Consider the following 24,019-nt stretch of genomic DNA (forward strand, 5'->3'; position numbering starts at 1 on the left):
GCGATGTCCGCAATACCCATGAAGGACGGCCTGAACGAGACCGAGAAGGTCTCGTTCTACGAACTGGACGAGCACGAGCATCCGGAAGGCAGCAGCACGATGCTGGGCTTCTGGATGTACCTGATGAGTGATTGCCTCATCTTCGCGGTGCTGTTCGCGGCCTATGCCGTGCTCGGCAACAGCTATGCCGGCGGACCCAGCCCGAAGGAGATCTTCGAGCTGCCGCTGGTGGCGGTGAACACCGCGATGCTGCTGTTCTCGTCGATCACCTACGGCTTTGCGATGCTGTCGATGGAGGAAGGTCGCCAGCGCGTCATGCAGATGTGGCTGGTCTTCACCGGCCTGTTCGGCCTCGCGTTCCTGTCGATCGAAATGTACGAGTTCGCCAACCTCATCCACGAGGGTGCGGGCCCGACCCGCAGCGCGTTCCTGTCGTCGTTCTTCACGCTGGTCGGCACGCATGGCCTCCACGTCACGATGGGCCTGATCTGGCTCGTCACGCTGATGGTCCAGGTCCAGAAGCACGGCCTGATCGCCGCGAACAAGCGCCGTCTCATGTGCCTCAGCATGTTCTGGCATTTCCTCGACGTCATCTGGATCGGCGTCTTCACCTTCGTCTATCTGATGGGCACCCTACGATGAGCGACCCCCACGCAAACACGCACGACGCGCATGCGGATCACGATCACGCCGCACACGGCACGCGTGGCAGCTACCTCAAGGGGTTCTTCCTCTCGGTCATCCTGACCGCGATCCCGTTCTGGGCGGTGATGACCGGCGCCTTCAAGGATCCGTCGACCGCGGCGCTCGTCGTGATGGTGTTCGCGGTCGCGCAGATCGTCGTCCACATGATCTACTTCCTGCACATGAGCGGCAAGTCGGAAGGCGGCTGGACGATGATGGCGCTGATCTTCACGATCATCCTCGTCGTCATCACGCTCAGCGGATCGATCTGGGTGATGTACCACATGAACACGAACATGATGCCGATGCAGGCCGCGGCAGACATGTGATGAAGACGCGACCGGGCCCTGCCGTCTATGTCGCAGGCCTGGTCGCGCTGCTGCTGTTCGCCGGGTTCATGGCGCTCGGCATCTGGCAGGTCGAGCGCCGCACCTGGAAGCTCAACCTGATCGAACAGGTCGCGGTGCGCGCTCACGCCGCGCCGGTCGCCCCGCCGGGCCCCGCCTCCTGGGGCGCGATCACCGCCACCACCGACGCTTATCGCCGTATCCGGCTCGACGGCACTTTCGATAACAATCGCGAAACGCTGGTCCGCGCAGCCACCGCACTCGGCAGCGGTTATTGGGTCGTGACGCCGTTGCGGACGGATCGCGGGTTCACCGTCCTCGTCAACCGCGGCTACGTCTCGCCCGAGCAACGTGTCGTGCATACCAAGCCCAGCGGCCGCATCACGATCACCGGCTATCTCCGCATCACCGAGCCCGGCGGAGGCTTCCTGCGCCACAACGATCCCACTGCCGGCAAATGGTATTCGCGCGACGTCGCCGCGATCGCCAGCGCGCATGGCCTGTCGAACGTAGCGCCCTATTTCGTCGACGCGGACAAGTCCGGCACCGCCGCCCCGGTCGGCGGCCTGACGATCATCGCCTTCCCCAACAACCACCTGGTCTACATGCTGACCTGGTTCGCGCTCGCCGCGATGACGATCGGCGCGTTCGTCGTGTTCGTCCGCCAGGATGCTCGCAAGCGGCAAGAGGCGGCATGACCTCGGAGGCGGCACGCCAGGGCTGGCAACGCTGGCTGGCGCTCGCGACCGCACGCACCGACGCGACCGGCAACGCCAACATGCGCCAGCTCGTGACGCTGCGCTGGATCGCGGTCGCCGGCCAGTTCGTCACCATATTGTTCGCGCGCTTCGGCCTCGGCTTCGATCTCCCGCTGGTTCCGATGATGGCCGCGCTCGCCGCTGCCGTGGGCCTCAACCTCGCCAGCATGCCGCTTTACGGCTGGCGCAAGGGCGCGAACATCCAGCTCCTGCTCGCGCTGCTGTTCGACGTCGGCCTGCTCACCACGCAGCTCTATCTGGCGGGCGGCGCGACCAATCCGTTCATCTCGCTCTATCTGCTCCACGTCGTGCTCGGCGCGGTGTTGCTCGATCGCTGGTCGAGCTGGGCGATCGTCGCCGTCACCGCCGCCTGTTTCGGCGTGCTCACGCTCTATTACCGCCCGCTGATCCTGCCCCCCGATTACAGCGGCGAGTATTTCCTGCTCTACACGATCGGCTCGCTGCTCTGTTTCATGCTGATCGCGACGTTGCTGATGCTGTTCATGACCCGCATCACCGGAAACTTGCGCGCCCGCGACACCCGCCTCGCCGACCTGCGCCAGCAGGCCGCGGAGGAGGATCACATCGTCCGCATGGGCTTGCTCGCGTCGGGGGCCGCACACGAGCTCGGCACGCCGCTCGCGTCGATCGCGGTCATCTTAGCCGACTGGCGCCGGATGCCGACGCTCGCGCAGGACGCCGACCTACAGGCCGAGATCGTCGAGATGCAGTCCGAGGTCCAGCGCTGCAAGGCGATCGTCACCGGCATCTTGCTCTCGGCCGGCGAAGCGCGCGGCGAGGCCCCCGAGATCATGCCGCTCCACCAGCTCCTCGACGGGATCGTCGACGAATGGCGCGCGGTGCACCCATCGGTCGATTTCGACTATACCACCCGAGTCGGCGACGATCCGCAGGTCGTGTCCGACCCCGCGCTCAAACAGGTCATCGCCAACGTGCTCGACAACGCCGCCGAAGCCTCGCCGCACTGGGTCGCCTTTCGCGGCGAACGCACCGACGGCGACCTCGCGCTGATCGTCCGCGACCGTGGCCCGGGCTTCAGCGACGAACGCCTCGCCAGTTTCGGCAAACCCTATCAGTCGAGCAAGCGCGAACCCGGCCATGGCCTCGGCCTGTTCCTGGCGGTCAACGTCATGCGCAAGCTCGGCGGCGGTGTGTCAGTGGTGAACTGCGAAGGCGGCGGCGCGGAAGTCACGATCACCATGCCTCTCTCCGCGATCGCCCTGTCATGACAAGCACCGTGACGGACGCCGTGACAGAACCGAAACTCCTGGCGATCGTCGAGGACGACGAGACCTTCGCCCGCACGCTCCGCCGCTCGTTCGAACGCCGCGGCTATGAAGTGATGCAGGCCGCCAGCCACGAGGAACTCGTCGAGCAACTCGCCGAGCGCACGCCCCGTTACGCCGTCGTCGACCTCAAGCTGGGCGGCGCGTCCGGCCTGGTCTGCGTCCAGACGCTCCACGCACACGACCCGGAGATCCTCGTTGTCGTCCTCACCGGCTTTGCCAGCATCGCCACCGCGGTCGAGGCGATCAAGCTCGGCGCTTCGCACTACCTCGTCAAACCCTCGAACACCGACGACATCGAAGCCGCGTTCGACCGCACCGAGGGCAGCGTCGACACCGAATTGTCCGAACGCCCGACCTCGATCAAGACGCTCGAATGGGAGCGCATTCATACCACGCTCGCCGAAACCGACTTCAACATCTCCGAGACCGCGCGCCGTCTCGGCATGCACCGCCGCACGCTCGCGCGAAAGCTCGAGAAACGCCCGGTAAAATAGCCGCAACGCTTGGGCAAAGGCGCGCGTTGTCGTTCGATGCCAGCACCAAAACCCTCACGACTCTGGCAGCCAAAGCGATTGCTAGCGACCCCGTCCGCGCTGACCTGGGAGCACGGTGCCGAGATCGCCGCGCGTGCGACCGCGCTGGGCGTGCCCGTCACGACGCTCCCCAGCGACCGCCTCAAGCTCGACTTCCCCGACGATTCCCGCCGCGCCTATGCCGAAGCCAAGGCAACGCTCGCGCTGGTCGTCGCGCCGCCCTCGAAACGCAAGCTCCAGCCGATCGCCCCCAGCGCGGACTGGCGGATCGACCTCGCCGAGGGCTGCCCCGCGCATTGCGGCTATTGCTACCTTGCCGGCTCGCTAAAAGGCCCGCCGATTACGCGCGTCTACGCGAACCTGCCCGAGATCCTCGCCGAACTTCCCGCGCACCTCGGCCAAGGCACCGTCACGTCGCGCTCGACCGCCCGTGCGCATGAGGGCACGACGTTCGAGGCGTCCTGCTACACCGACCCGCTCGGCATCGAGCACGTCACCGGATCGCTCTCCGCGCTGATCGCGCATTTCGGCGCGTGGGAGGCGGACGTACAGTTGCGCTTCACTACCAAGTTCGACGCGGTCGAGCCACTGCTGGGTCTCGACCATCGCGGCCGCACCCGCATGCGCGCCTCGATCAACCCCGCCGCCTATGCGCGCTTCGAGGGCGGCACCAGCCCGGTCGCAGCCCGCCTGCTCGCGCTACGGAAAATGGCGGACGCGGGCTACAAGATCGGTTTGACCGTCGCCCCGATCATCGCAGCCGAAGGCTGGCGCGAGGCGTATGGCGACTTGCTCGCCGAGGCGGGCAGGGTGCTCGCCGACGTCCCCGACGTGACGATCGAACTGATCACCCACCGCTACACCCCCGGATCGAAGGCAGTGCTCGAAACCTGGTACCCGGGCTCGTCGCTCGACCTCAGCATGACCAACCGCACCGAGAAACGCACCAAGTTCGGCTCGGTCAAATACGTCTACGACACCGACACGATGCGCGCGCTCCGCAGCTTCTTCCAGGACGAGATCGCCACCAAGCTCCCCCAGGCACGCATTCTCTACTGGACCTGACCGCCGCGCTAGCCGGCAACGCAGCGTTGCCATTCGCGGCCTTCCGGTCGCCGCCACCGCCGCCTACCTCAAGACCATGACAAACACCCGCCAGCCCACGCTCTTCATTCCGCACGGTGGCGGGCCCTGTTTCTTCATGGACGACCCTGCGGGAAGCTGGACCGGCATGGCCGCGTACCTCCGGTCGATCGCCGCCTCGCTACCCGAAAAGCCCAAGGCGATCCTCGTCGTCTCCGGCCACTGGGAAACGCGCGGCTTCGCCTTCACCGGCGCCGCAACGCCGCCACTGATCTACGATTACGGCGGCTTCCCCGCGCATACCTACGAGTTGCGCTACAACGCGCCCGGTGACCCAGCCTTGGCCAGCCACGCCGCCGACCTGCTCCGCAAAGCCGGCCTGACCGCCAATGTCGACCCGACCCGCGGACTCGATCACGGCGTCTTCATCCCGATGAAGGTAGCATTCCCCGACGCAGACATTCCGGTCGTCGAAATGTCTGTCGACCGCGATCTCGACCCGGCACTCCACACCGCCGCCGGCCGCGCGCTTGCCCCGCTGCGGGACCAAGGCGTGCTGATCGTCGGCTCGGGCATGAGCTTCCACAACATGCGCGGCTACGGCGACCCGCGTTTCACCGCACCGTCCGAAGCCTTCGACCAATGGCTGACCGCCGCGGTCGAGGCCGGACCAACCGCCCGGGCGGAAGCGCTAGCAGGCTGGTCCGAAGCCCCCGCCGGTCGTCTCTCGCACCCCCGCGAAGAGCACCTGCTACCGCTGATGGTCGCTGCCGGCGCTTCCGACCAAGCCGGCACGCAGGTTTACAGCGAGCGCGTGCTGCAAACCGCGATTTCCGGCTACCGCTTCAACTAAAGGAATTCCCATGGCCCTTCCCGTCCTGCTCGCGATCTCAGGCAGCCTGCGCCGCGGCTCGTACAATACCGCGATCCTGATCACGCTAGGCGACGCTATCGCCGACAAGGCCGCGCTGACGGTCTTCGCGCTGAACGACGTGCCCCTCTACGATCAGGACACCGACACCGACACGCCCCCCGCCGCCGTCGCAGCCCTGCGCGCGGCAATCGGCGCGGCCGATGGGATCGTCATCGCCTCCCCCGAATACAACCACGGCATCTCTGGCGTCCTGAAGAACGCGCTCGACTGGGCCTCACGCCCGCATGGCAAAGCGACGCTCACGGGCAAGCCCGTCTTCACGCTCACGTCGTCGCCCGGCGCGGTCGGCGGCGCGCGTGCGCATGCGCAACTGAACGAGACCTTGGCCTCGATTGGCGCCCGCACCGTCCTGCGTCCCCAAGCCGTCGTCGGCGCGGTACACGAGAAGATCGCGGACGGTCGCTTCACCGACCAGCGCACGCTCGACTTCCTCTTGGCCGGCATCGACGACCTGCTCGCCGACATCGCCCGTCCCACCGCTGCCGACCGCGAGGCCTCCTGACATGCGCCACGTCCTCAACCAGTATCCCGCCCAGCGCGACGACATCGCCGACCTGGTGACACGACGCCCGCTACCGGGTCCCGGCCTGCCGCAGGTCGATCCGTTCCTGTTCCTCAACCATCACGGTCCGCAGACCTATCGCCCCGGCAACACCGGCCTCCCGTTCGGCCCGCATCCGCACCGCGGCTTCGAGACGGTCAGCTTCATCCTCAAGGGCGAGATGGCGCATCTCGACAGCGGCGGCCACGAGAGTGTCATCCGCGCGGGCGGCGTCCAGTGGATGACCGCAGGCTCGGGCCTGATCCACGCGGAAATTTCGCCCGCCTCATTCAAGCGCGACGGCGGCCCGTTGGAGATCCTGCAACTCTGGGTCAACCTCCCCGGCCGGCTCAAGATGACCAAGCCCGCCTATACCGGCCTGCAGCGCCAGGACATTCCCGCGATCCCGGTCGAGGGTGGCACCGTGAACCTGATCTCCGGCACGTTTGCCGGACGACAGGGCCCGTTCGAATCGCTGACAGCCGTCGCGATGATGACCGTCGAACTCGAAGCCGGCGCCCAGGTCGACCTGCCGGCCCCAACCGGCCGAGCGGTCTTCTTCTACGTCGTTGCCGGCGCTCCTACCGCCAACGGGACGCCGATCAAGCCGCATCACTTGGCCACGTTCGGCAACGAGGGCGACACCATCACCGTCACGACCGAAGCCCCCGCCACGATGCTCTACGGCCACGCCGACCCGATCGGCGAACCCGTCGTCTCACACGGCCCCTTCGTCATGAACACCCGCGAAGAGATCGTCCGCGCGATCGAGGACTATAACGCCGGCCTGTTCGGCAAGCCGCCCGTCATCCACTAGGGCGCTTTACGCACCGGGGGCAGCGCGGCACAGATGTCGGCGCCCCCGGCAGGCACCGTGAAGAACGGCCCCGCCCGGTTCTCCCGCGAGGCGATCCACGCCACGAACCGCGGATTGTCCGCCGCGCGATACTCGAACCGCGGTCGCTCGCCGGCAGGCAGTTCGCGAGCAAGGCGAGCGGACACGATCGGGCTACGCTCCCCCTCGGTCTTGTAGAACCCCAGATCCCCCGTCCCGCGCGGTAGCGACGACAGCCACTCAACCCCGTCGATCACGCGGCCCACCACCGCAATGTTCCGATCCAGCGCACGCGGCGAATGCCCGATCACGGTATACAGCTCGGCGCCGCTCCCCGTGCTCGGCGCCAGATCGCGCGCGACGCCGACCATCCCGTAGCAATGCGGCACCCACTCGGTCGCGCCATTGCCCGCCAGCGGCCACCCGTCGCGACTATACCCCGCCCACTCGGCATAAGGATCGCGCTGCGACAGCCGCGCCACGGTGGTCGGTCCGGCATGCGAGTATTCCGCCGGTGGATTCGCGACCACACCTTCAACAAGCGCCTTCTTCTCCGTCGCATCACCCCATTGCGCGACGTAATTGTCCTGAACGCGGTACACGCTCGTCCCCGCATCCCACCAATGCGCACGCGCCAACTTGCGTATGTTCGCGACGTGCACCGGCGCATATCGAGGCGCGAGCCGCACTGTGAACCGGTGCCCATTGGCCAGGGTGAACACCACCAGCTCGTCGTCCGGCACCGCGACCCAGTCCGCCGCAACCGGATCGGACGGGAGCGTCGCGGCGACCGGAACGGCTTGTGCGAGCATGGCGGCGAGAAGGATATTCAACATCCCCGTAGACTGCCCGAGGCCGTCCCCGCACGCAATCGCTTGCGCGCGCGCGAAACCCGCACTAGCAGACCCGCTTCCAGAGCAATGCGGAGCGGTGGCCGAGTGGTCGAAGGCGCTCGCCTGGAAAGTGAGTATACGTCAAAAGCGTATCGTGGGTTCGAATCCCACCCGCTCCGCCACCTATCCGATCAATCGATGCTAGTTCCGGCCGGACGATCCGGTTCGCGGGGACGATCCGGGCCGCTGGCAGTGACGTTCGCGCTGTGTGTCGCTCTATAACTGTGTCAGTCCGATTTCTCGATGATCCAGCCTGCGGGGGTGCTGCGCATCGGTGTCCTGCAATAGCGACAGATACTGGTGTCTTCGCCCCTGCCTTTGAAGACCGTATGTCTGCGAGACCGGCGATGTATGCCGATGAGGCATTTTGCACGTCCGATAAGTCTTTGTAACATCGCGGTCTCCTAGACCGGAACGTAACGGCGGACTTGGGGTTCGCGAGTGAATTCGGGGTCATGCAAGTCCCGAAATCGAACAGGTGCAGCCTTATGGTCTGCGCGTTTTTCGCGCTCGTCGTTGCCAAGACAGGGCGGCGACCGAACTGACCAAAATCATCTGGAGGCTTCTGCCAACATCGGCGGCAACATGCTTCATGGCTTGCTTACCAATCCACGCTAATGACGACCGTCATGGATCACGACGTTCAGCTTGCCGGTCCGGCCAAGACCGATCCGCGTCCGCGATCCGCGGTCAGTCATGGAGCGGGCGTGTCGGGACTGGTCGGCGTACTCGCCTGGATCGCGTTCGCGCGGCATTTCGGCATGGACGGGCCCTATTCGGCGCTGGTCAACGTCGCGGCGTGCGGGCTGCCGATGGTGGTCTGGTCGCTGCTGGTCGACAAGGTCCACCGGAGCCCGAGCACCGGGATAGAGTGGTCCGCGGGCAGGCCATGGCGAGAGACGCTCGATACCAGCCTGACCAAGCTGGCCGGTCTGTGGGCAACCTGGGCGGGGATCGCGGTGATCTATGGCGCCGGGCGGTTTTATTGGCAGGGCAATTTCGCGTTTGCGATGTGGTGCTTCACCAATGCCGCACCGATCCTGTTCGTCGCGTCGATCCCGTACGTGCTGTGGATCGACCGCTATCTCGTCGAGCCGCGCGACGGCGCCTGGCATCTCGGCGCGTGGTTCACCGGGCAGGCCGGCGTCGACCGCGAGGCGATCTACGGCCATCTGCGCGCATGGGGGGTGAAGACGTTCTTCCTCGCCTTCATGCTGGCGATCGTGCCGCCGGGGTTTGGCGAGTTCGTTCGGGGGGATGCGGCGGCGGTGCTGCGCGATCCGGTAGCATTGTCGAGCTGGCTGGTGACGTTGATGTTCCTGATCGACGTGGCGTTCGCGACGGTCGGGTATCTGCTGACGTTCCGGCCGCTCGATTCGCACATTCGCAGCGCAAATCCGTTCGCTGCGGCGTGGATGCCTGCGCTGATGTGCTATCCGCCGTTCATCCTGATGACGACGGGCGGGCCGCTCGATTATCATCCGGGCACGTCGGACTGGGCATACTGGTTTCAGGGGCATCCGATCCTGCTGGCGCTGATCGGCGCGGTCCTGGTCGGGCTGACCGCAATCTATGCCTGGGCGACGATGGCGTTCGGGTTCCGCTTCTCGAACCTGACCAATCGGGGGATTCTGACGCATGGGCCGTACGCGGTGTCGCGGCATCCGGCATATCTGTCGAAGAACCTGTTCTGGTGGATCTCGACGATCCCGGTGCTGACGCTCGGCAGCATGGTCGACGCGGCGCGCGCGACGCTGCTGATGGCGGCGGTCAGCGGCGTGTATTACTGGCGCGCGAAGACCGAGGAGCGGCATCTGAAGCTCGACCCGGACTATCGCGTGTATTTCGAGTGGATGTCGCGCAACGGCCTGGTGCCGCGGCTGTTCGCAAGGTTGCGCGGCTAATCCCCCTCCCGCTTGCGGGAGGGGTTAGGGGAGGGGCTTTCTTACACTTTGCGCCGACGCTTGCGGCCACGCCCTTCCCCGACCCCTCCCGCGAGCGGGAGGGGAGCAGTCAGAAGCTGGCTTCGTCGTAGACCTTGGAGACGTCGCCGTTCCATGCGCCGTTATAGCGCTCCAGCAGCACCTCCGCGGGCACCTTGCCGCTGCGGACGATCTCGCGCAGCGGATCGAGGAAGCCGGTCTCGTTGTCGCCCGCCCGGTTGAACCGCGCCCGCGCCGACAACCCGGCACCGGCGATGTCGAGCACCTGTCCCGCAATGTCGCGCAGCTTCCCGCCACCCGCGATCGGCGCGTTCAGCGCGAGCTTCGGCACCGCATCGCGCAACGCCTGGCGCTCGTCGATCGTCCAGTCCTTGACCAGGTCCCACGCCGCATCGAGCGCACCCTGATCGTACAGCAACCCGACCCACAGCGCCGGCAGCGCGCAGATCCGGTTCCACGGCCCGCCATCGGCCCCGCGCATCTCCAGGAAGGTCTTCAACCGCACCTCGGGGAACGCGGTCGACAGATGATCGGTCCAGTCGTCGAGCGTCGGCTTCTCGCCCGGCAGCACCGACAATTCGCCCTTCAGGAAATCGCGGAACGACAGCCCGGCGGCGTCGATATACTTGCCCTCGCGGTAGACGAAGTACATCGGCACATCGAGCGCATACTCGGCGTAGCGCTCGTAGCCGAAGCCATCCTCGAACACGAACGGCAGCATGCCGGTGCGATGCGGATCGGTGTCGGACCAGATATGGCTGCGATACGACAGCATCCCGTTGGGTTTGCCCTCGGTGAACGGCGAGTTCGCGAACAGCGCGGTCGCCAGCGGCTGGAGCGCGAGCCCGACGCGGAATTTCTTCACCATGTCCGCCTCGGATGCGTAGTCCAGGTTCACCTGGATCGTGCAGGTCCGCAGCATCATGTCGAGCCCCATGCTGCCGACGCGCGGCATGTGCCGCAGCATGATCGCATAACGCCCCTTGGGCATCGTCGGCAGTTCGGCACGCGTCTTGTCCGGCCACATGCCGAGCCCCAGGAAGCCGATGCCGAGCTTCTCGCCCGCGGCCTTCACCTGTTCCAGATGGCGCCCGGTCTCGGCGCAGGTTTCGTGCAACGAGTCGAGCGGCGCGCCCGACAGTTCGAACTGGCCCGCGGGCTCCAGGCTGATGCTGCCGTCGGGCCCCGACATGGCGATGGCGTTTCCGCCCTCCATGACCGGCTTCCAGCCATATTGCTCCAGCTCGCCGAGCAACGCGCGGATGCCGCTCGGCTCGTCATAGGACGGCGCGTGGTGATCGCCGTTCGCATAGACGAACTTCTCGTGCTCGGTGCCGATCCGCCACGCATCCTTCGGCTTTTCGCCGCCCGCGAAGCTGGCGATCAACTGGTCGCGCGACTCGATCGTCGGGCTGGTCTTTTTCGGAGCGGGAATCGTCGTCATCGCCGCGCCTTACGCGTCGATGAACGAGGGTGCTAGAGGGGATTCGGACCAATCGGTAGGGATGTCTTCGTGGAGGCCGGGACGCCTACCAGTCGCCCGCCGCCGCCATCCATAATGCGACGGCAGCTCCCGCCGCAGTTTCCGCCCGCAGGATGCGCGGCCCCAAACCGATTCCAACCGCTTGCGGATGCGCGCGGATCGCCTCGCGCTCGTCGCCATCGAAGCCACCCTCGGGCCCGATCAGGATCGCCGCCGGGCCGGGACGTGCGCGCATCGCCTCCAGCGCCGGTACGCCGCCGGTCTCGTCGGCGAAGAACAGCGCGCGGTTCTCGGGCCAATCGCGAAGCAATGCGGCAAGCTTCACCGGTTCGGCCACCTCGGGCAGCGCGGTGCGCCCGCATTGCTCGGCCGCCTCGATCATCTGCGTGCGCAGGCGCTCGGTATTGGGCTTGTCGACGATCGTCCGCCGCGTGACTACCGGCTGCAGCCTAGCGACACCAAGCTCGCACGCCTTCTCCGCCATCCAGTCGACCCGGCCCTTCTTCAGCGGTGCGGCGCACAGCCACAGATCGGGCACGTCCTCGCGCGGCCGCAGCATTTCGGTCACGTCGAGCACCAGGTCGCGCTTGCCGACGCTCGCCGCGACCCCGAGCCATTCGCCGGTCCGATCGTCGAACAGCTTCACCGGATCACCGATCTTCATCCGCATCACCCCGACGAGATAATGCGCCGCCGGCCCATCGACGTGGAGCGGGCCGGGTGCGAGCGGCGTATCGACGAAGAGGCGCGGCGTGGATTGCGGCGGCCAGGCGGGAGTTGCAGGCATAACTCGCCTCTAGCAAATCCTCCCCGGCACGGGGAGGGGGACCAGCGAAGCTGGTGGAGGGGGGCTTCCGCAAGCGTCACGCTAGCGTTCAGCGTCTTCCACAAGGGTTGCGGCGCGTGCTTCGCCCTAAACCAGCGTATCGCTCGCGGCGATCCCCCTCCACCCTTCGCCGATGGCGAACGGTCCCCCTCCCCGTGACGGGGAGGATTTGAGGACGTGCCTTCGCGAGAAGGGGAGCTCAGCGTCTCCGCCGCGCCCACATTTTTCGCGCGATCACCCAAGTCACAACCAGGACCACAACGCCAAGGATCAGCACCCCCGTGACCGCGCCCGCGACCCGGAAGATCCCCCAGAACAACGCCTCGACGAAGCGGCCGACCGCGACCGAAAGGCCAATCATGCTGGAGGGTCCGAACGCGTCACGCCTCACCGGTACCCGGCAAAGGCTTGCGCGCCAAACCCCGTCTTCCTACGCCCCCATCATGCAGACCAAGCCGAGCCACGCTGAAATCGTCCCCGACAGCGAGCACAGGGGTTTAGTCGGCCGCCTCCCGCCAACCCTCCGCGGCCTCGCGCTGCTCGCCCGCTTCGACCGCCCGATCGGCTGGTGGCTGCTGTTCTGGCCCGGCGCATGGGGCGTCGCACTGGCCGGTGGTGCAGTCCAGCGTTGGGACCTGATCCTCTGGCTCCTCCTCGGCAGCATCGCGATGCGCGGCGCAGGCTGCGTGTTCAACGACATCGTCGACCGCGACCTCGACGCGCAGGTCGCGCGCACCCGCGCCCGCCCGATCCCGAGCGGCCTCGTCTCGATCAAGCTCGCCTGGGTCTGGCTCGTCGCGCTCTGCCTGATCGGCTTTGCGGTCCTCCTCCAACTCACCTTCTTCGCCGCGATCGTCGCACTCGCCAGCCTCGCCCCCGTCGCCGCCTACCCCTTCATGAAGCGCATCACCTGGTGGCCGCAGGCGTGGCTCGGTATCGTCTTCTCCTGGGCGTTGCTGGTCGGCTGGAGCGATATCGCCGGGTCGCTCGATACGCCGATGTGGCTGCTCTATGCCGGGTCGATCGCGTGGGTGATCGGCTACGACACGATCTATGCGCTGCAGGACCGCGAGGACGACGCGATGATCGGCATCCGCTCGTCCGCGCTCCGCATGGGCAGCCACGTAAAGGCCGGAGTCGGCATCTTCTACGTCGCCGCCGTCGCCTTATGGGCCGCAGCGTTCTGGCAAGTCCGCCCCGACCCGCTCGCGATCGCCGCGCTCGTCCCCGTCGCGCTCCACCTCGCCTGGCAGGTCGTCACGCTCAAACCCGACACGCACGAGGGCGCGGGCACCGCCGCGCTTGCCCGCTTCCGCGCGAACCGTTTCGCCGGACTTCTCATGTTCCTCGCCTGCGTGGTTGTCGGCACGAGCCTGCATCCTTAAGTCGCTGATATGCTGACCCCAGACCAAGCCCGCGACCGCGCCCACGACATCGTCCAGCGCGCGAAGGCGGCGGGTGCCGACGCCGCCGACGCGGTCTTCGCCGCCGATGCCGCGCTCGACGTGTCGATCCGCCTCGGCAAGCTCGAGGATATCGGCCGCTCCGAGAGCGAGGATCTTGGCCTGCGCGTGTTCGTCGGCCAGCGTTCCGCCAGCGTCTCCACCTCCGACCTGTCGACCGCCGCGATGGATGCGCTGGTCGAACGCGCGGTCGCGATGGCGCGCGAAGCCCCCGAGGACCCGTGGGCAGGTCTGGCCCCAGCTGATCGCCTCCTCCACGGCATCACCCCGATGCTCGGCCTCGACGATGGCGGCGAAGCCAGCCCCGAGCAACTCCGCGACGCCGCACTTGAGGCCGAAGACGCCGCCCGCGCCGTCCCCGGCGTCTCGAACAGCGAAGGCGGCGGCGCCAGCGCCTCGCGCAGCGTCTGGGCCTTGGCCACCAGCCACGGGTTCGCCGGCGCCTATGCCGCGACCGGCTACGGCGTATCGGCCAGCGTGCTCGCAGGCGAAGGCGGCGGCATGCAGCGCGACTATGCGCACAGCAGCGCCCGTCTCCGCGCGCATCTCGAAGCCCCCGAAGCGATCGGCCGCCGCGCCGGCGAACAGGCGGTCGCGCGCCTCAACCCCGGCCGTCTCGTCAGCGGCCCCACCACGATCGTCTACGACCGCCGCGTCGGCGGATCGCTCGTCGGCCACATGCTCGGCGCGATCTCCGGCCAGGCGATCACGCGCAAGACCAGCTTCCTGCTCGATTCGCTCGGCAGCCAGGTGTTCGCGCACGGCATCACCATCCGTGACGATCCGCACCGCCCGCACGGCCTGCGCTCGCGTCCGTTCGACGGCGAAGGCTTGCCCGTCTCGCCGAGCGACATCATCGAGGACGGGATGCTCGAACGCTGGCTGCTCGACTCCGCCTCGGCGCGGCAGCTCGGTCTCGAACCGACCGGCCACGCCGCGCGCGGTGTCGGCGGCGGGCCTGGCGTGTCGACGAGCAACGTCTTCATGGAGCCCGGCCATGTGCCGATCGAAACGCTGATCGCCGACATCGAGTCGGGCGTCTACGTCACCGAACTCATGGGCGGCGGCGCGAACGGCGTGACCGGCGATTACAGCCGCGGCGCAGCGGGCTTCCGCATCGAGAACGGCCAGATCACCACGCCCGTCGCCGAGTTCACGATCGCCGGCAACGTCAAGGACATGTTCCTCGCGATGACGCCCGCCAACGACCTCGAATTCCGCTACGGCGTCAACGTGCCGACGTTGCGCGTGGAGGGCATGACGGTGGCGAGTGGCTGAGCGGCGGCCCAGTTCTGGGCGATCCCCGGAGCGGTCGCCGGCATGGCTGCGCGCGATGGCGGATGCGGTCGCTAAGATCGCCGCGGCGGCTGGCGCGATGGCGCTCGACCGTTTCGACACCGACTTCCAGCGCTGGGAAAAGACCCCCGGCAGCCCGGTCTGCGAACTCGACATCGCGATCGACCGGATGCTCAAGTCCCGCCTGTCGACTCTTCTCCCCGAGGCCGGCTGGCTGTCCGAGGAAACCGCCGACAACGCCGACCGCCTCGCCCACGACCTGCTCTGGGTGGTCGACCCGATCGACGGAACGCGCGACTATATCCGCGCCCGTCCCGGCTGGTGCGTCTCGGTCGCGCTGGTCGACCGTGGCCGCCCAGTGATCGGCATCCTCGAAGCGCCGTCCCGCGACGAACGCTGGCACGCGGTCATGGGGCAGGGTGCGACGCGCAACGGCGTGCCGCTCAAGGCCGGCGACCGCACCGACTTTGCCGGCAGCCGCACGCCCGTCGATGCCCTCCCCAAAGCCGACCGAGACCTCGTCATGGTCCACAAACCCAATTCGATCGCCCTACGCATAGCCATGGTAGCCGCCGACGAAGCTGACCTCGTCGCGACGCTCCGCTGGGGCAACGAATGGGACATCGCCGCCGCTATCCTCGTCGCGAGCGAAGCGGGTGCGGTGGTTAGCGACGCACTGGGTGCACCGCTGGTATTCAACAAGCCGCGGCCCCAGGCGTTCGGTGTGTTGACGTCTGCGCCCGGAATACACGGCTACGCAGTCGAGCGCCTCGCTGATCGCGCCCAAAACCTGCTGAAATGAATATTTGGAATTAGATGAAATGCTGAACGGCCGCTTTGGGGCGGTGATCGGCGTACAGGATCGTTCGTTCAGCTGGGTAGGTGGCCCAATAACGCCCAAACTATAGTCTGATGCACTATGTCCATATTCGCGGTGGCCGGTAATTGTACATTGCCGCAAGTCCCGTCAGAGGGATGATGCCCAAATATCGCTCGTCTCGGTACGACACTTATCGGTGTCAACCGTAGTGGCATGGCTTTGCCACTACGAGACCAGTAATTCGGCTAGCGCCTCGGGTTCCTCTACATGGATGAAATGACCGGCATTTGGAACGGTCACCATCTTTGCCTTCGCTGCCAGAAGCGCTGCAATCTCGTTCGGGCTGGTCGTGTGATCGCCGCTGCCCCGAACGTAAAGCATCGGGCACTCGATCTCCTTGATCCGCGGAATCATCGGTGCGTAGAAATCCGGTGAGCGCAAAAGCGCCAGGCCGGGAACCTGTCCCTGTTCCCAGCGAGCGTCGGTCAAGCCGGATGCCTTGGCCAAGCGTGAAAACATGTCGCGGTTTTTTTGATTGAGCGATGAAAAGATCCTGCCTGCGAGGGCCTAGCGCCGCCATCACTGATCCAAGCTTATCAAAGAAGCTTGCATCGACGACGGTCGTCGGATTCGCCAATCGATCGGCCGTAACAGCGGCTTCCGGCGCAATACCATTCAATGCCTGCGCTGCGGCGGCGGCTAACCAGTGTGATGTCGCGGTCGCGTCGTAGGCCGGATTTTCAAGCGAAAGTCGCGTTACACGAGCGGGATGCGCAAGAGCATAGCGGACGGCAAGAAGGCCGCCGAAGCTGTGGCCGAGCACTTGCCAACGTTCTACTCCCAATTGCTTCCGAACATCTTCAAAATCGGCCACGATGTCCTCGGGACTGACTTTCAAGTCTTTCGCCAGCGCGTCGGAACGTAGCACGCCGCGTTGATCGATACTGATCAGGCGAATGCGATCCGCCAGCACGGGCTTCATGTATGTTTCAAAGTCGAGCGCGCCGACGCCGGGGCCGCCGTGCATGTAGACGAGCGCGGGAGCATTTCTTGGCCCGCTGTCATCGACCCACAACCTGGTGCCTCTGACCGACATCAAGCGGCCAGTACTGGTTCGCCCCGCGGCTTTCGACGCGACAGCCGACATTGCACCTGAGGCCATCAAACCGCCAATCATCAGACGCCTGTCAATCATATGATCTCCTGCAAAGTCAGTATTCTCGGTACCGGCTTGAGCGGGAACGACGTTCCCGTCACCACGCATTGACCAAAAGGCCGTGTGAGCATGTTCTAACTCGAGCTTTCGCGCGGAATCATCGACCCGGTTTGTAACGCACGTTTGCCCTTCGTCCGGCTGGTCAGGTGAAAGTGCAGGCACCGGTCGCAGCGATAGGCCCGGAGTGGCACACGGCCGGTTTGCGCGACCAAGAGCGCGTCGGCTTCGGCGACGAAGCGCGCCTTCCTGCGGCAGACGCTGAGCCGGGTGCGCTTCACCGCCTCAATCCTTGTATTTCATCTCCAGGAATCGACCGCGGGTGGAGAGGTTGTCGAGGTCGCTCTGTGCGAGGCGGGCGGTCATCTCGCCGATCTCTTGCTCGATTAGTTTCAGGCCGTCGACCAGTTCGGCATCGGGCGAGCGTCCATTGCGCGGCGTGGTGCGCAGCGATGCCGGCACCTTCTCGTAATCCTTGACGAAGGCGGGGAGCTGTTCGCCGATCAGCTTCCGCACGTCGACCGCTTCCTGCGTGTTCGCGTCGAGCGTCGCGAGTTGCGGGGTCAGCGTTTCGAGGCGCAGGCCGATCTTGTCGACCAAGTTCATCGCGGGTGCGGGGAGGGCGGGGCGTTGCGCTTCCAGCCAGCGTTCGGTCTGCGCGGGGAGGGCACGGATGTCGACCGCCGCGAGGCGCTCGGGCGTGGGCGCGCGTTCCGCAGGCCAGACCGCGAACAACACCGTGGCGGCGACCAGCAGCGCCATCACCAACATCGCGCCGCCGATCCCGAGCGGCACGATCCAGCCGATCACCATCGCCGCGATCAGGATCGACACGTCGGCGACCGCGATCCGGGTCAGCCGCTTGCCGATCGCCTGCGTCTGCCGCGCCCGTCCCCGCGATGGCGAGCGTGCGATGACGGTGCCCGTCCGGTCGTCGGAAATGCGCGACCAGGAGGCGCGGGCGCTGGCGATGGCGTCGTCGACTTCGCTCACGAGGGTTACATCGCCTCCAGCTTGAACGGGCTGGCGGACGGTCCGCCCAGCTGGCCCCCACCTTGACCCTGCGTCGCGCCTTCAGCCCGCGCGATATAGCCACGGGATTTATCGACCTCGTTCGACAGCGCGCCGACCGTCGTCTTCATCGAGTCGAGCGCCTTGAGCTTGAACACGTCGATCGCGTCCATCGTGTCGTAGATATTCTGGAACGCGCGTTGCAGCGTCTCCAGCGGGATCGTCGCCGACGCGGCCTGTTCATGGATCTGCGCGGTCTGCGATTTGAGCAGCTTGCCGGTCGAATCGATGATGTTCGCGGTCGTCGTGTTGAGCGCGGTGATCTGCTCCAGCACCAGCTTCTGGTTGGTCAGCGCCTGCGCCACCGTCACTGCGGTCCGCAGCGCCGAGACGGTCGTGGTCGAGGCGCGATCGACGCCCTTCACCAGCTCGACATTGTTCTTCTTGACCAGATCGAGCGCGAGATAGCCCTGCACGGTCACCGCCATCTGGGTTAGCAGGTCCTGCGTACGCTGGCGCGTGTAGAACAACGCCGTCTCGCGGATCGCCTTTGCCTTGGCGGGATCGGTGTGGTCGAGATCGTTCGCGACGTCCTCCAGCTTGGCGTCCATCGTCTTCGACAGATGGATCATCTGCTCGAGCCGGCCCATCGCCGCCCACAAATTGGCGCGCTCGGTATCGATCGCGGCATTGTCCATCAGCAGCTCGTCCTTGCCTGAGCCGAGGCTCTTCAGGATCTGCGCGATGTGCGTCTGCGACGACTTATAGCCGTCGAAATAATTGCGCATCTTGCCACCGAACGGGATGATCCCGAACAGCTTCTGCGGCGCGGTGAGATTGCCCTTCTTGCCCGGATCGAGGTCCTCGACGACGCGGCGCAGTTCGGCGAGGTCCTTGCCGACGCCGGTCTCCTGATCCATCGCCTTGACCGGGCGATCGAGGAAGCGGTTCGACTGGCCGGCGGCGTCGCGGATTTCCTTCGCGCCCATCGCGGTGATCGCGTCGACCCGCTTGCCGAATTCGGGCGAATTAACGTCCTGCGCGACGAGATCGGTGACGAAGCCCAACACGCGCTCCTCGAGCTGCGACTTCACTCCGGCATCGACGGGCACGAGGCCGGACGCCTTTGCGGCCGCGACCGTGGGCACCGGATCGGGCGGGGTCAGCACCAGGCCCGGCTCTTCCGTCAGCGTGTTCGGGGTCGTCGCCATGCTTGTCTCTCCGTTCGGTGGGGCATCGTGGCTGCAACCCGCCCCGCGTTCAAGTGGCGTATATAGATAATACACTCAGGCTTGCCAACCGCTCTCCTTGAAACCTGGCGCGCGCGTGGACAGCTTGTCGGCGACATCACAGGAGTTCCAGCATGCGCGCCATCGGCTATACCAAGTCGCTCCCGATCGACGATCCGCAGTCGCTCGTCGACCTCGACCTCCCCAAGCCCGAAGCGGCGGGGCGCGACCTGCTGGTCGAGGTGAAGGCGGTGTCGGTCAACCCGGTCGACACCAAGATCCGCCAGCGTCGCGAAGATTCGGACGGCACGCCGCAGGTGCTCGGCTGGGACGCATCGGGCGTCGTCGTCGCGGTCGGTCCGGACGTGACCGGGTTCAAGGTCGGCGACGACGTGTTCTACGCAGGCGCGATCGACCGGCCGGGTACCAACTCGGAGTATCACCTCGTCGACGAACGCATCGTCGGCCACAAGCCGGCGTCGCTCGACTGGGCGCAGGCGGCAGCGCTGCCGCTGACCTCGGTCACCGCGTGGGAGACGCTGTTCGACCGGCTCGACGTGCGCAAACCCGTCCCCGGCGCAGCGAACGCGATCCTGATCATCGGCGGGGCAGGCGGGGTCGGCTCGATCACGATCCAGCTCGCGCGGCAGCTCACCGACCTGACCGTGATCGCCACCGCGTCGCGCGACGAGACGCGTGGCTGGGTCGAGGAGCTCGGCGCGCATCACGTGATCGACCACCGCAAGCCGCTCGCCGCGCAGGTCGAGGCGCTGGGGCTCGGCGCGCCGGGGTTCGTGTTCTCGACCACGCATACCGACGAGCACATCGCCGAGATCGGCGAGCTGCTGGCGCCGCAGGGCCGGCTAGCGCTGATCGACGATCCGAAGGCGCTCGACATCGTGCCGCTCAAGCAGAAGTCGATCTCGGTGCACTGGGAACTGATGTACACGCGCTCGCTGTTCCAGACCGCGGACATGGGCGAGCAGGGCAGGCTGCTCGACGAGGTCGCGCGGCTGGTGGATGCGGGGACGATCCGGACGACGCTGGCGGAGAATTTCGGGAGGATCGATGCGGCGAACCTGCGCAAGGCGCATGAGCGGATCGAGAGTCACACGGCCAAGGGGAAGATCGTGCTGGAGGGGTTCTGACGCACCCGCCATGCCGGGATTATGCCGTTAACCTAGGCCACCACCCCGGCGAAGGCCGGGGCCCAATTGGGGGACGTTGCTGACGGATGGCGGTGCTCCATTATTGGCACCTTTCCAATTGGGCCCCGGCCTTCGCCGGGGTGGAGGGATTGGAGGGCAGGGCGCTTCTTCTTGTTCCCTCGCGAACGCGGGGGCCCAGGAGCCAGGGACGTCACCGCTCGTGACCCTGGGCCCCCGCGTTCGCGGGGGAACGGCTTGGGTGACGCGCTGGGCACATCACTAGCCGAATGAGACTGACGCCCCCGCAAACACGCGATACTCTGCACCATGCTCCGCCCGCTGATCCTCGCGCTCGCTCTCCTCCCCGCGGCCGCCACGAATCGTCCTCCACCAGCCGACCCGCTCACCGCAACTATCCACACCGAAGACGCCGACCGCTTCGCCGCGTTGTTCGCCAGGACCAAGGGCAAGCCCACCGCCGCGCAACTCAAGCGCGACTATCTCGACAAGGGCAGTTTCGGGATCGGCGTCTTCACCCCCGGCCGGATCGTCGACGCGGACAATCTCGCGCGCGCCATCGCCGCCAACCCCACCCGCTACGCACAGGTGATCAAGACCTGCCTCCCCGCCGCCAAGGCCGCGACCACCGATCTGCGCTCGATCTATCTCGGCCTGCATGGCGCGCTCCCCGACGTGAAGCTCCCGCAGGTCTATATAGTCTTCGGCGCGAACACCTCCGGCGGCACCGCCAAGCCCGGCGCGCAGGTGCTCGGGCTCGAAGTCCTCTGCCGCATGTCACCCACGCCCGAGAAACTCCGCCAGACATTCCGCCATTTCTTCGCGCACGAGACGGTGCATTCCTTCCAGCAGGACGCCGGCATGACGCTCGCCCGCGACCCCCTGCTCACCGCGATCCTCGTCGAGGGCGCCGCAGACTTCATCGCGCAGATCGTCACCGGCGAGGAGCCCGACGCCGCCCGCGCCGCCTGGGCCACCCCGCGCGAAGGGGAACTCTGGCGCCAGATGCAGGCCGACATCGCGCTCACCCGCAAGCTCACCGACAAGGACGACCCCGAGGAAGGCTCGCCCGAAGCCAAGGCCTATGCCCGCTGGATCGGCAACTACTCCACGCCGCCCGCCGGCTGGCCGCCCGAACTCGGCTATTGGATGGGGCTGCGGATCTGGCAGCGTTACTATGCCGCCGCACCCGACAAACACGCCGCGCTGAGGGCAATGCTGGCGGTCCGCGATCCCCGTGCTATTCTCGCCGCCGGAACATACAAGCGCCGCGGAGGTTCCCTCTAAAGGCGACGAAATCCCGCTGCATCTTCCCGCGGCGCAACAATTACGCTATGGCGCGCGCCAACCCCGTTCCTCGATCAAGAGAATACATTCATGAGCCTCCGCAACGTGGCGATCATTGCGCACGTCGATCACGGCAAGACGACGCTGGTCGACCAGCTCTTCCGCCAGTCCGGCACCTTCCGCGACAACCAGCGCGTCGAAGAGCGCGCAATGGATTCGAACGACCTCGAAAAAGAGCGTGGCATCACCATTCTCGCCAAGCCGACCTCGGTCGACTGGACCCCTCCCGGCGAGTCAGAGAGCATCCGCATCAACATCGTCGACACACCCGGCCACGCCGATTTCGGCGGCGAAGTCGAGCGCATCCTGTCGATGGTCGACGGCGTCGTCCTGCTGGTCGATTCGTCGGAAGGCGCGATGCCGCAGACCAAGTTCGTCACCGGCAAGGCGCTGGCACTCGGCCTGAAGCCGATCGTCGTCGTCAACAAGGTCGATCGCAACGACGCGCGCATCCAGGAAGTGCTCGACGAAGTGTTCGACCTGTTCGTGTCGCTCGACGCGAACGACGACCAGCTCGACTTCCCCGTGCTCTACGCATCGGGTCGCAACGGCTATGCCTCGACCGACATGGACGCGCGCGAAGGCACGCTGATCCCGATGTTCGAGACGATCGTGAAGCACGTGCCACCTCCGGCAGTGGAAGTCGCCGGCGTGCCGTTCACCTTCCTCGTCACGCTGCTCGATCGCGATCCGTTCCTCGGCCGCGTCCTCACCGGTCGCGTCAATTCGGGTACCGTGAAGACCAACCAGGCGATCCACGCGCTCGATAACGACGGCAAGATCATCGAGACCGGTCGTGCGTCCAAGATCATGTCGTTCCGTGGTCTCGAGCGTGTTCCCGTCGACGAAGCCAAGGCCGGCGACATCATCTCGCTGGCAGGTCTCTCGGTCGCTACGGTTGCCGACACGATCGCCGACATCACGGTGACTGAGCCGCTGCACGCGCAGCCGATCGATCCCCCCACGCTGTCGATGCGTTTTGCCGTGAACGATTCGCCGATGGCGGGCCGTGAGGGCAGCAAGGTGACGTCGCGCATGATCCGCGAGCGCCTGTTCCGCGAAGCCGAGTCGAACGTTGCCGTGAAGGTGACCGAGGCGGCCGACAAGGACAGCTTCGAAGTCGCCGGTCGCGGCGAGCTTCAGCTGGGCGTGCTGATCGAGACGATGCGCCGCGAAGGCTTCGAGCTGGGCATCTCGCGTCCCCGCGTGCTGTTCGGCGAAGACGAGAACGGCAAGAAGACCGAGCCGTACGAGACCGTCATCATCGACGTCGACGAGGAGCATTCGGGCACCGTTGTCGAGAAGATGAACACGCGTAAGGCCGAGCTGACCGACATGCGTCCGTCGACCGGCGGCAAGACCCGCATCACCTTCTCGGCGCCGTCGCGCGGGATGATCGGCTATCATGGCGAGTTCCTGTCCGACACGCGCGGCACGGGGATCATGAACCGGCTGTTCGAGAAGTACGGTCCGCACAAGGGCGCGATCGAGGGCCGCAAGAATGGCGTGCTGATCTCGAACGGTTCGGGCGAGGCGAACAACTACGCACTGGGTCCGCTCGAAGAGCGCGGCATCCTGTTCGTGGGCCACGGCGAGGCGCTCTACGAGGGCATGATCGTCGGCGAGAACGCCAAGCCGGACGACCTCGAGGTCAACCCGATGAAGACCAAGGCGCTGACCAACTTCCGCGCCTCGGGCGGCAAGGACGACCAGGTCCGCCTGTCCCCGCCGAAGCGCGCGACGCTGGAGCAGGCGATCGCGTACATCGACGACGACGAGATGGTCGAAGTCACGCCAAAGTCGATCCGCCTGCGCAAGCGCTTCCTCGATGCGAACGAGCGCAAGCGGGCTAGCCGGGCTAAGCAGAGCGCCTGAGGCCAGCAAAGGCGAAGCCGGCTGAGCCTCAGGCGCTCGGCCGGCCTCGCTCAAGCGAGGTCCGACGACGCGGCTTTGCCGTGTCGCGCTGGTTCGGAAATGAAGAAGGGCCGGAGGGAAACCTCCGGCCTTTTTCTTTGTGCGAGAAGGCCCGAGGGCAGCATTCATGCTGGCGGCAACGCAAGCGGTCAGGACTTAATAGGTGCACCTCCCCGGCGAAGGCCGGGGCCCAGGTGGAAAGGTCGCAGTAACTCGGCGCTGCCCTTCGTTAGCGACGTCCCCCAACTGGACCCCGGCCTACGCCGGGGAGGTGCCTGCTGCTGAGACTCAGAGGCGTTCCCAAATTCCTCTCCCGTCGGGAGAGGAAGAGACGCCAAAGGCGGCGAAAGGTGAGGGCACGGAGCGCTACCGCTCACTGCCGCCCCCACC

The 24,019-nt window shown here is 66.3% G+C and carries 24 protein-coding genes and 1 tRNA gene; 17 read left to right on the forward strand and 8 right to left on the reverse strand.

The annotated features are described in order from the left end of the window. Positions 1–3: 3 nt before the first annotated feature. From cyoC to O6X71_RS08005, 9 genes are all read left to right on the forward strand, one after another. On the forward strand, positions 4–642 hold the full coding sequence (gene cyoC, locus O6X71_RS07965; protein WP_353465365.1) for a cytochrome o ubiquinol oxidase subunit III: 639 nt from the start codon (positions 4–6) through the stop codon (positions 640–642). Beyond that, positions 639–1,013 carry a cytochrome o ubiquinol oxidase subunit IV gene (gene cyoD, locus O6X71_RS07970; protein ID WP_332756165.1) on the forward strand — a complete coding sequence of 125 codons (375 nt, stop codon included), beginning with the start codon at positions 639–641 and terminating at the stop codon, positions 1,011–1,013. Before cyoC ends, cyoD begins: the two co-directional genes overlap by 4 nt. Beyond that, positions 1,013–1,729 (forward strand): SURF1 family protein, encoded by a 717-nt coding sequence (locus O6X71_RS07975; RefSeq protein ID WP_353465366.1) that lies wholly within the window; start codon positions 1,013–1,015, stop codon positions 1,727–1,729. The genes cyoD and O6X71_RS07975 overlap by 1 nt, the downstream gene beginning before the upstream one ends. Then, positions 1,726–3,039: an ATP-binding protein gene (locus O6X71_RS07980; RefSeq protein ID WP_120300620.1), complete on the forward strand. Its 1,314-nt coding sequence runs from the start codon at positions 1,726–1,728 to the stop codon at positions 3,037–3,039. The genes O6X71_RS07975 and O6X71_RS07980 overlap by 4 nt, the downstream gene beginning before the upstream one ends. 20 nt (positions 3,040–3,059) lie before the next feature. Then, positions 3,060–3,593, forward strand: coding sequence for a response regulator transcription factor (locus tag O6X71_RS07985; protein WP_056490014.1), 534 nt, complete (start codon positions 3,060–3,062; stop codon positions 3,591–3,593). 36 nt (positions 3,594–3,629) lie between these two features. After that, the gene (locus tag O6X71_RS07990) at positions 3,630–4,697 is read left to right on the forward strand and encodes a spore photoproduct lyase family protein (RefSeq protein WP_353465367.1); all 1,068 of its coding nucleotides are present in this window, start codon (positions 3,630–3,632) and stop codon (positions 4,695–4,697) included. A 76-nt stretch (positions 4,698–4,773) separates the two neighbouring features. Then, entirely contained in the window at positions 4,774–5,568 is a 795-nt protein-coding gene (locus O6X71_RS07995; RefSeq protein WP_353465368.1) for a DODA-type extradiol aromatic ring-opening family dioxygenase, read from the forward strand. A 10-nt stretch (positions 5,569–5,578) separates the two neighbouring features. Continuing rightward, entirely contained in the window at positions 5,579–6,151 is a 573-nt protein-coding gene (locus O6X71_RS08000) for an NADPH-dependent FMN reductase (RefSeq protein ID WP_353465370.1), read from the forward strand. Position 6,152: 1 nt separating this feature from the next. Beyond that, positions 6,153–7,007: a pirin family protein gene (locus O6X71_RS08005; RefSeq protein WP_353465371.1), complete on the forward strand. Its 855-nt coding sequence runs from the start codon at positions 6,153–6,155 to the stop codon at positions 7,005–7,007. On the opposite strand, the gene O6X71_RS08010 is transcribed toward O6X71_RS08005, so the two are convergent. Then, the gene (locus tag O6X71_RS08010; protein WP_353465372.1) at positions 7,004–7,861 is read right to left on the reverse strand and encodes a peptidylprolyl isomerase; all 858 of its coding nucleotides are present in this window, start codon (positions 7,859–7,861) and stop codon (positions 7,004–7,006) included. The genes O6X71_RS08005 and O6X71_RS08010 overlap by 4 nt on opposite strands. 88 nt (positions 7,862–7,949) lie before the next feature. On the opposite strand from O6X71_RS08010, the gene O6X71_RS08015 reads away from it, so the two are divergent. Continuing rightward, positions 7,950–8,040: transfer RNA gene (locus O6X71_RS08015), tRNA-Ser, on the forward strand. 495 nt (positions 8,041–8,535) lie between these two features. Next, on the forward strand, positions 8,536–9,822 hold the full coding sequence (locus O6X71_RS08020; protein ID WP_435368458.1) for a methyltransferase family protein: 1,287 nt from the start codon (positions 8,536–8,538) through the stop codon (positions 9,820–9,822). Positions 9,823–9,931: 109 nt separating this feature from the next. Here O6X71_RS08020 and O6X71_RS08025 read toward each other — a convergent pair whose 3' ends face one another. From O6X71_RS08025 to O6X71_RS08035, 3 genes are all read right to left on the reverse strand, one after another. After that, on the reverse strand, positions 9,932–11,305 hold the full coding sequence (locus tag O6X71_RS08025; RefSeq protein ID WP_353465373.1) for a glutamate--cysteine ligase: 1,374 nt from the start codon (positions 11,303–11,305) through the stop codon (positions 9,932–9,934). 85 nt (positions 11,306–11,390) lie between these two features. Further along, positions 11,391–12,131 (reverse strand): 16S rRNA (uracil(1498)-N(3))-methyltransferase, encoded by a 741-nt coding sequence (locus O6X71_RS08030; protein ID WP_353465374.1) that lies wholly within the window; start codon positions 12,129–12,131, stop codon positions 11,391–11,393. 238 nt (positions 12,132–12,369) lie between these two features. Further along, positions 12,370–12,531 (reverse strand): hypothetical protein, encoded by a 162-nt coding sequence (locus tag O6X71_RS08035; RefSeq protein ID WP_353465375.1) that lies wholly within the window; start codon positions 12,529–12,531, stop codon positions 12,370–12,372. Between the two features lie 82 nt (positions 12,532–12,613). Between O6X71_RS08035 and ubiA the strand changes: the two genes are divergently transcribed. Genes ubiA through O6X71_RS08050 form a run of 3 tightly spaced genes read left to right on the forward strand, consistent with a single transcriptional unit; the run spans position 12,614 to position 15,731 of the window. Further along, positions 12,614–13,555 (forward strand): 4-hydroxybenzoate octaprenyltransferase, encoded by a 942-nt coding sequence (ubiA, locus tag O6X71_RS08040; RefSeq protein ID WP_353465376.1) that lies wholly within the window; start codon positions 12,614–12,616, stop codon positions 13,553–13,555. Positions 13,556–13,564: 9 nt separating this feature from the next. Beyond that, entirely contained in the window at positions 13,565–14,911 is a 1,347-nt protein-coding gene (locus tag O6X71_RS08045; RefSeq protein ID WP_353465378.1) for a TldD/PmbA family protein, read from the forward strand. Between the two features lie 55 nt (positions 14,912–14,966). Next, positions 14,967–15,731: a 3'(2'),5'-bisphosphate nucleotidase CysQ gene (locus tag O6X71_RS08050; RefSeq protein WP_353465379.1), complete on the forward strand. Its 765-nt coding sequence runs from the start codon at positions 14,967–14,969 to the stop codon at positions 15,729–15,731. Positions 15,732–15,948: 217 nt separating this feature from the next. On the opposite strand, the gene O6X71_RS20955 is transcribed toward O6X71_RS08050, so the two are convergent. The 4 genes from O6X71_RS20955 to O6X71_RS08075 form a co-directional block, all read right to left on the reverse strand. After that, positions 15,949–16,944 carry an alpha/beta fold hydrolase gene (locus O6X71_RS20955; protein ID WP_435368459.1) on the reverse strand — a complete coding sequence of 332 codons (996 nt, stop codon included), beginning with the start codon at positions 16,942–16,944 and terminating at the stop codon, positions 15,949–15,951. 95 nt (positions 16,945–17,039) lie between these two features. Continuing rightward, the gene (locus O6X71_RS08065) at positions 17,040–17,243 is read right to left on the reverse strand and encodes a hypothetical protein (RefSeq protein WP_353465380.1); all 204 of its coding nucleotides are present in this window, start codon (positions 17,241–17,243) and stop codon (positions 17,040–17,042) included. A gap of 4 nt (positions 17,244–17,247) precedes the next feature. Then, on the reverse strand, positions 17,248–17,955 hold the full coding sequence (locus tag O6X71_RS08070; RefSeq protein WP_353465381.1) for a hypothetical protein: 708 nt from the start codon (positions 17,953–17,955) through the stop codon (positions 17,248–17,250). Between the two features lie 5 nt (positions 17,956–17,960). Beyond that, complete coding sequence (locus O6X71_RS08075) at positions 17,961–19,184, reverse strand: toxic anion resistance protein (protein WP_353465382.1); 1,224 nt, start codon at positions 19,182–19,184, stop codon at positions 17,961–17,963. A 152-nt stretch (positions 19,185–19,336) separates the two neighbouring features. On the opposite strand from O6X71_RS08075, the gene O6X71_RS08080 reads away from it, so the two are divergent. The 3 genes from O6X71_RS08080 (at position 19,337) to typA (ending at position 23,590) form a co-directional block, all read left to right on the forward strand. Next, positions 19,337–20,350 carry a zinc-binding alcohol dehydrogenase family protein gene (locus tag O6X71_RS08080; protein ID WP_353465383.1) on the forward strand — a complete coding sequence of 338 codons (1,014 nt, stop codon included), beginning with the start codon at positions 19,337–19,339 and terminating at the stop codon, positions 20,348–20,350. 327 nt (positions 20,351–20,677) lie between these two features. Next, complete coding sequence (locus tag O6X71_RS08085; protein ID WP_353465384.1) at positions 20,678–21,655, forward strand: hypothetical protein; 978 nt, start codon at positions 20,678–20,680, stop codon at positions 21,653–21,655. A gap of 90 nt (positions 21,656–21,745) precedes the next feature. Beyond that, complete coding sequence (gene typA, locus O6X71_RS08090) at positions 21,746–23,590, forward strand: translational GTPase TypA (protein WP_056051990.1); 1,845 nt, start codon at positions 21,746–21,748, stop codon at positions 23,588–23,590. Positions 23,591–24,019: the final 429 nt, after the last annotated feature.

It is taken from the genome of Sphingomonas faeni (assembly GCF_040407505.1).
In the GTDB taxonomy this organism is placed as follows: Bacteria; Pseudomonadota; Alphaproteobacteria; order Sphingomonadales; family Sphingomonadaceae; genus Sphingomonas; species Sphingomonas faeni_E.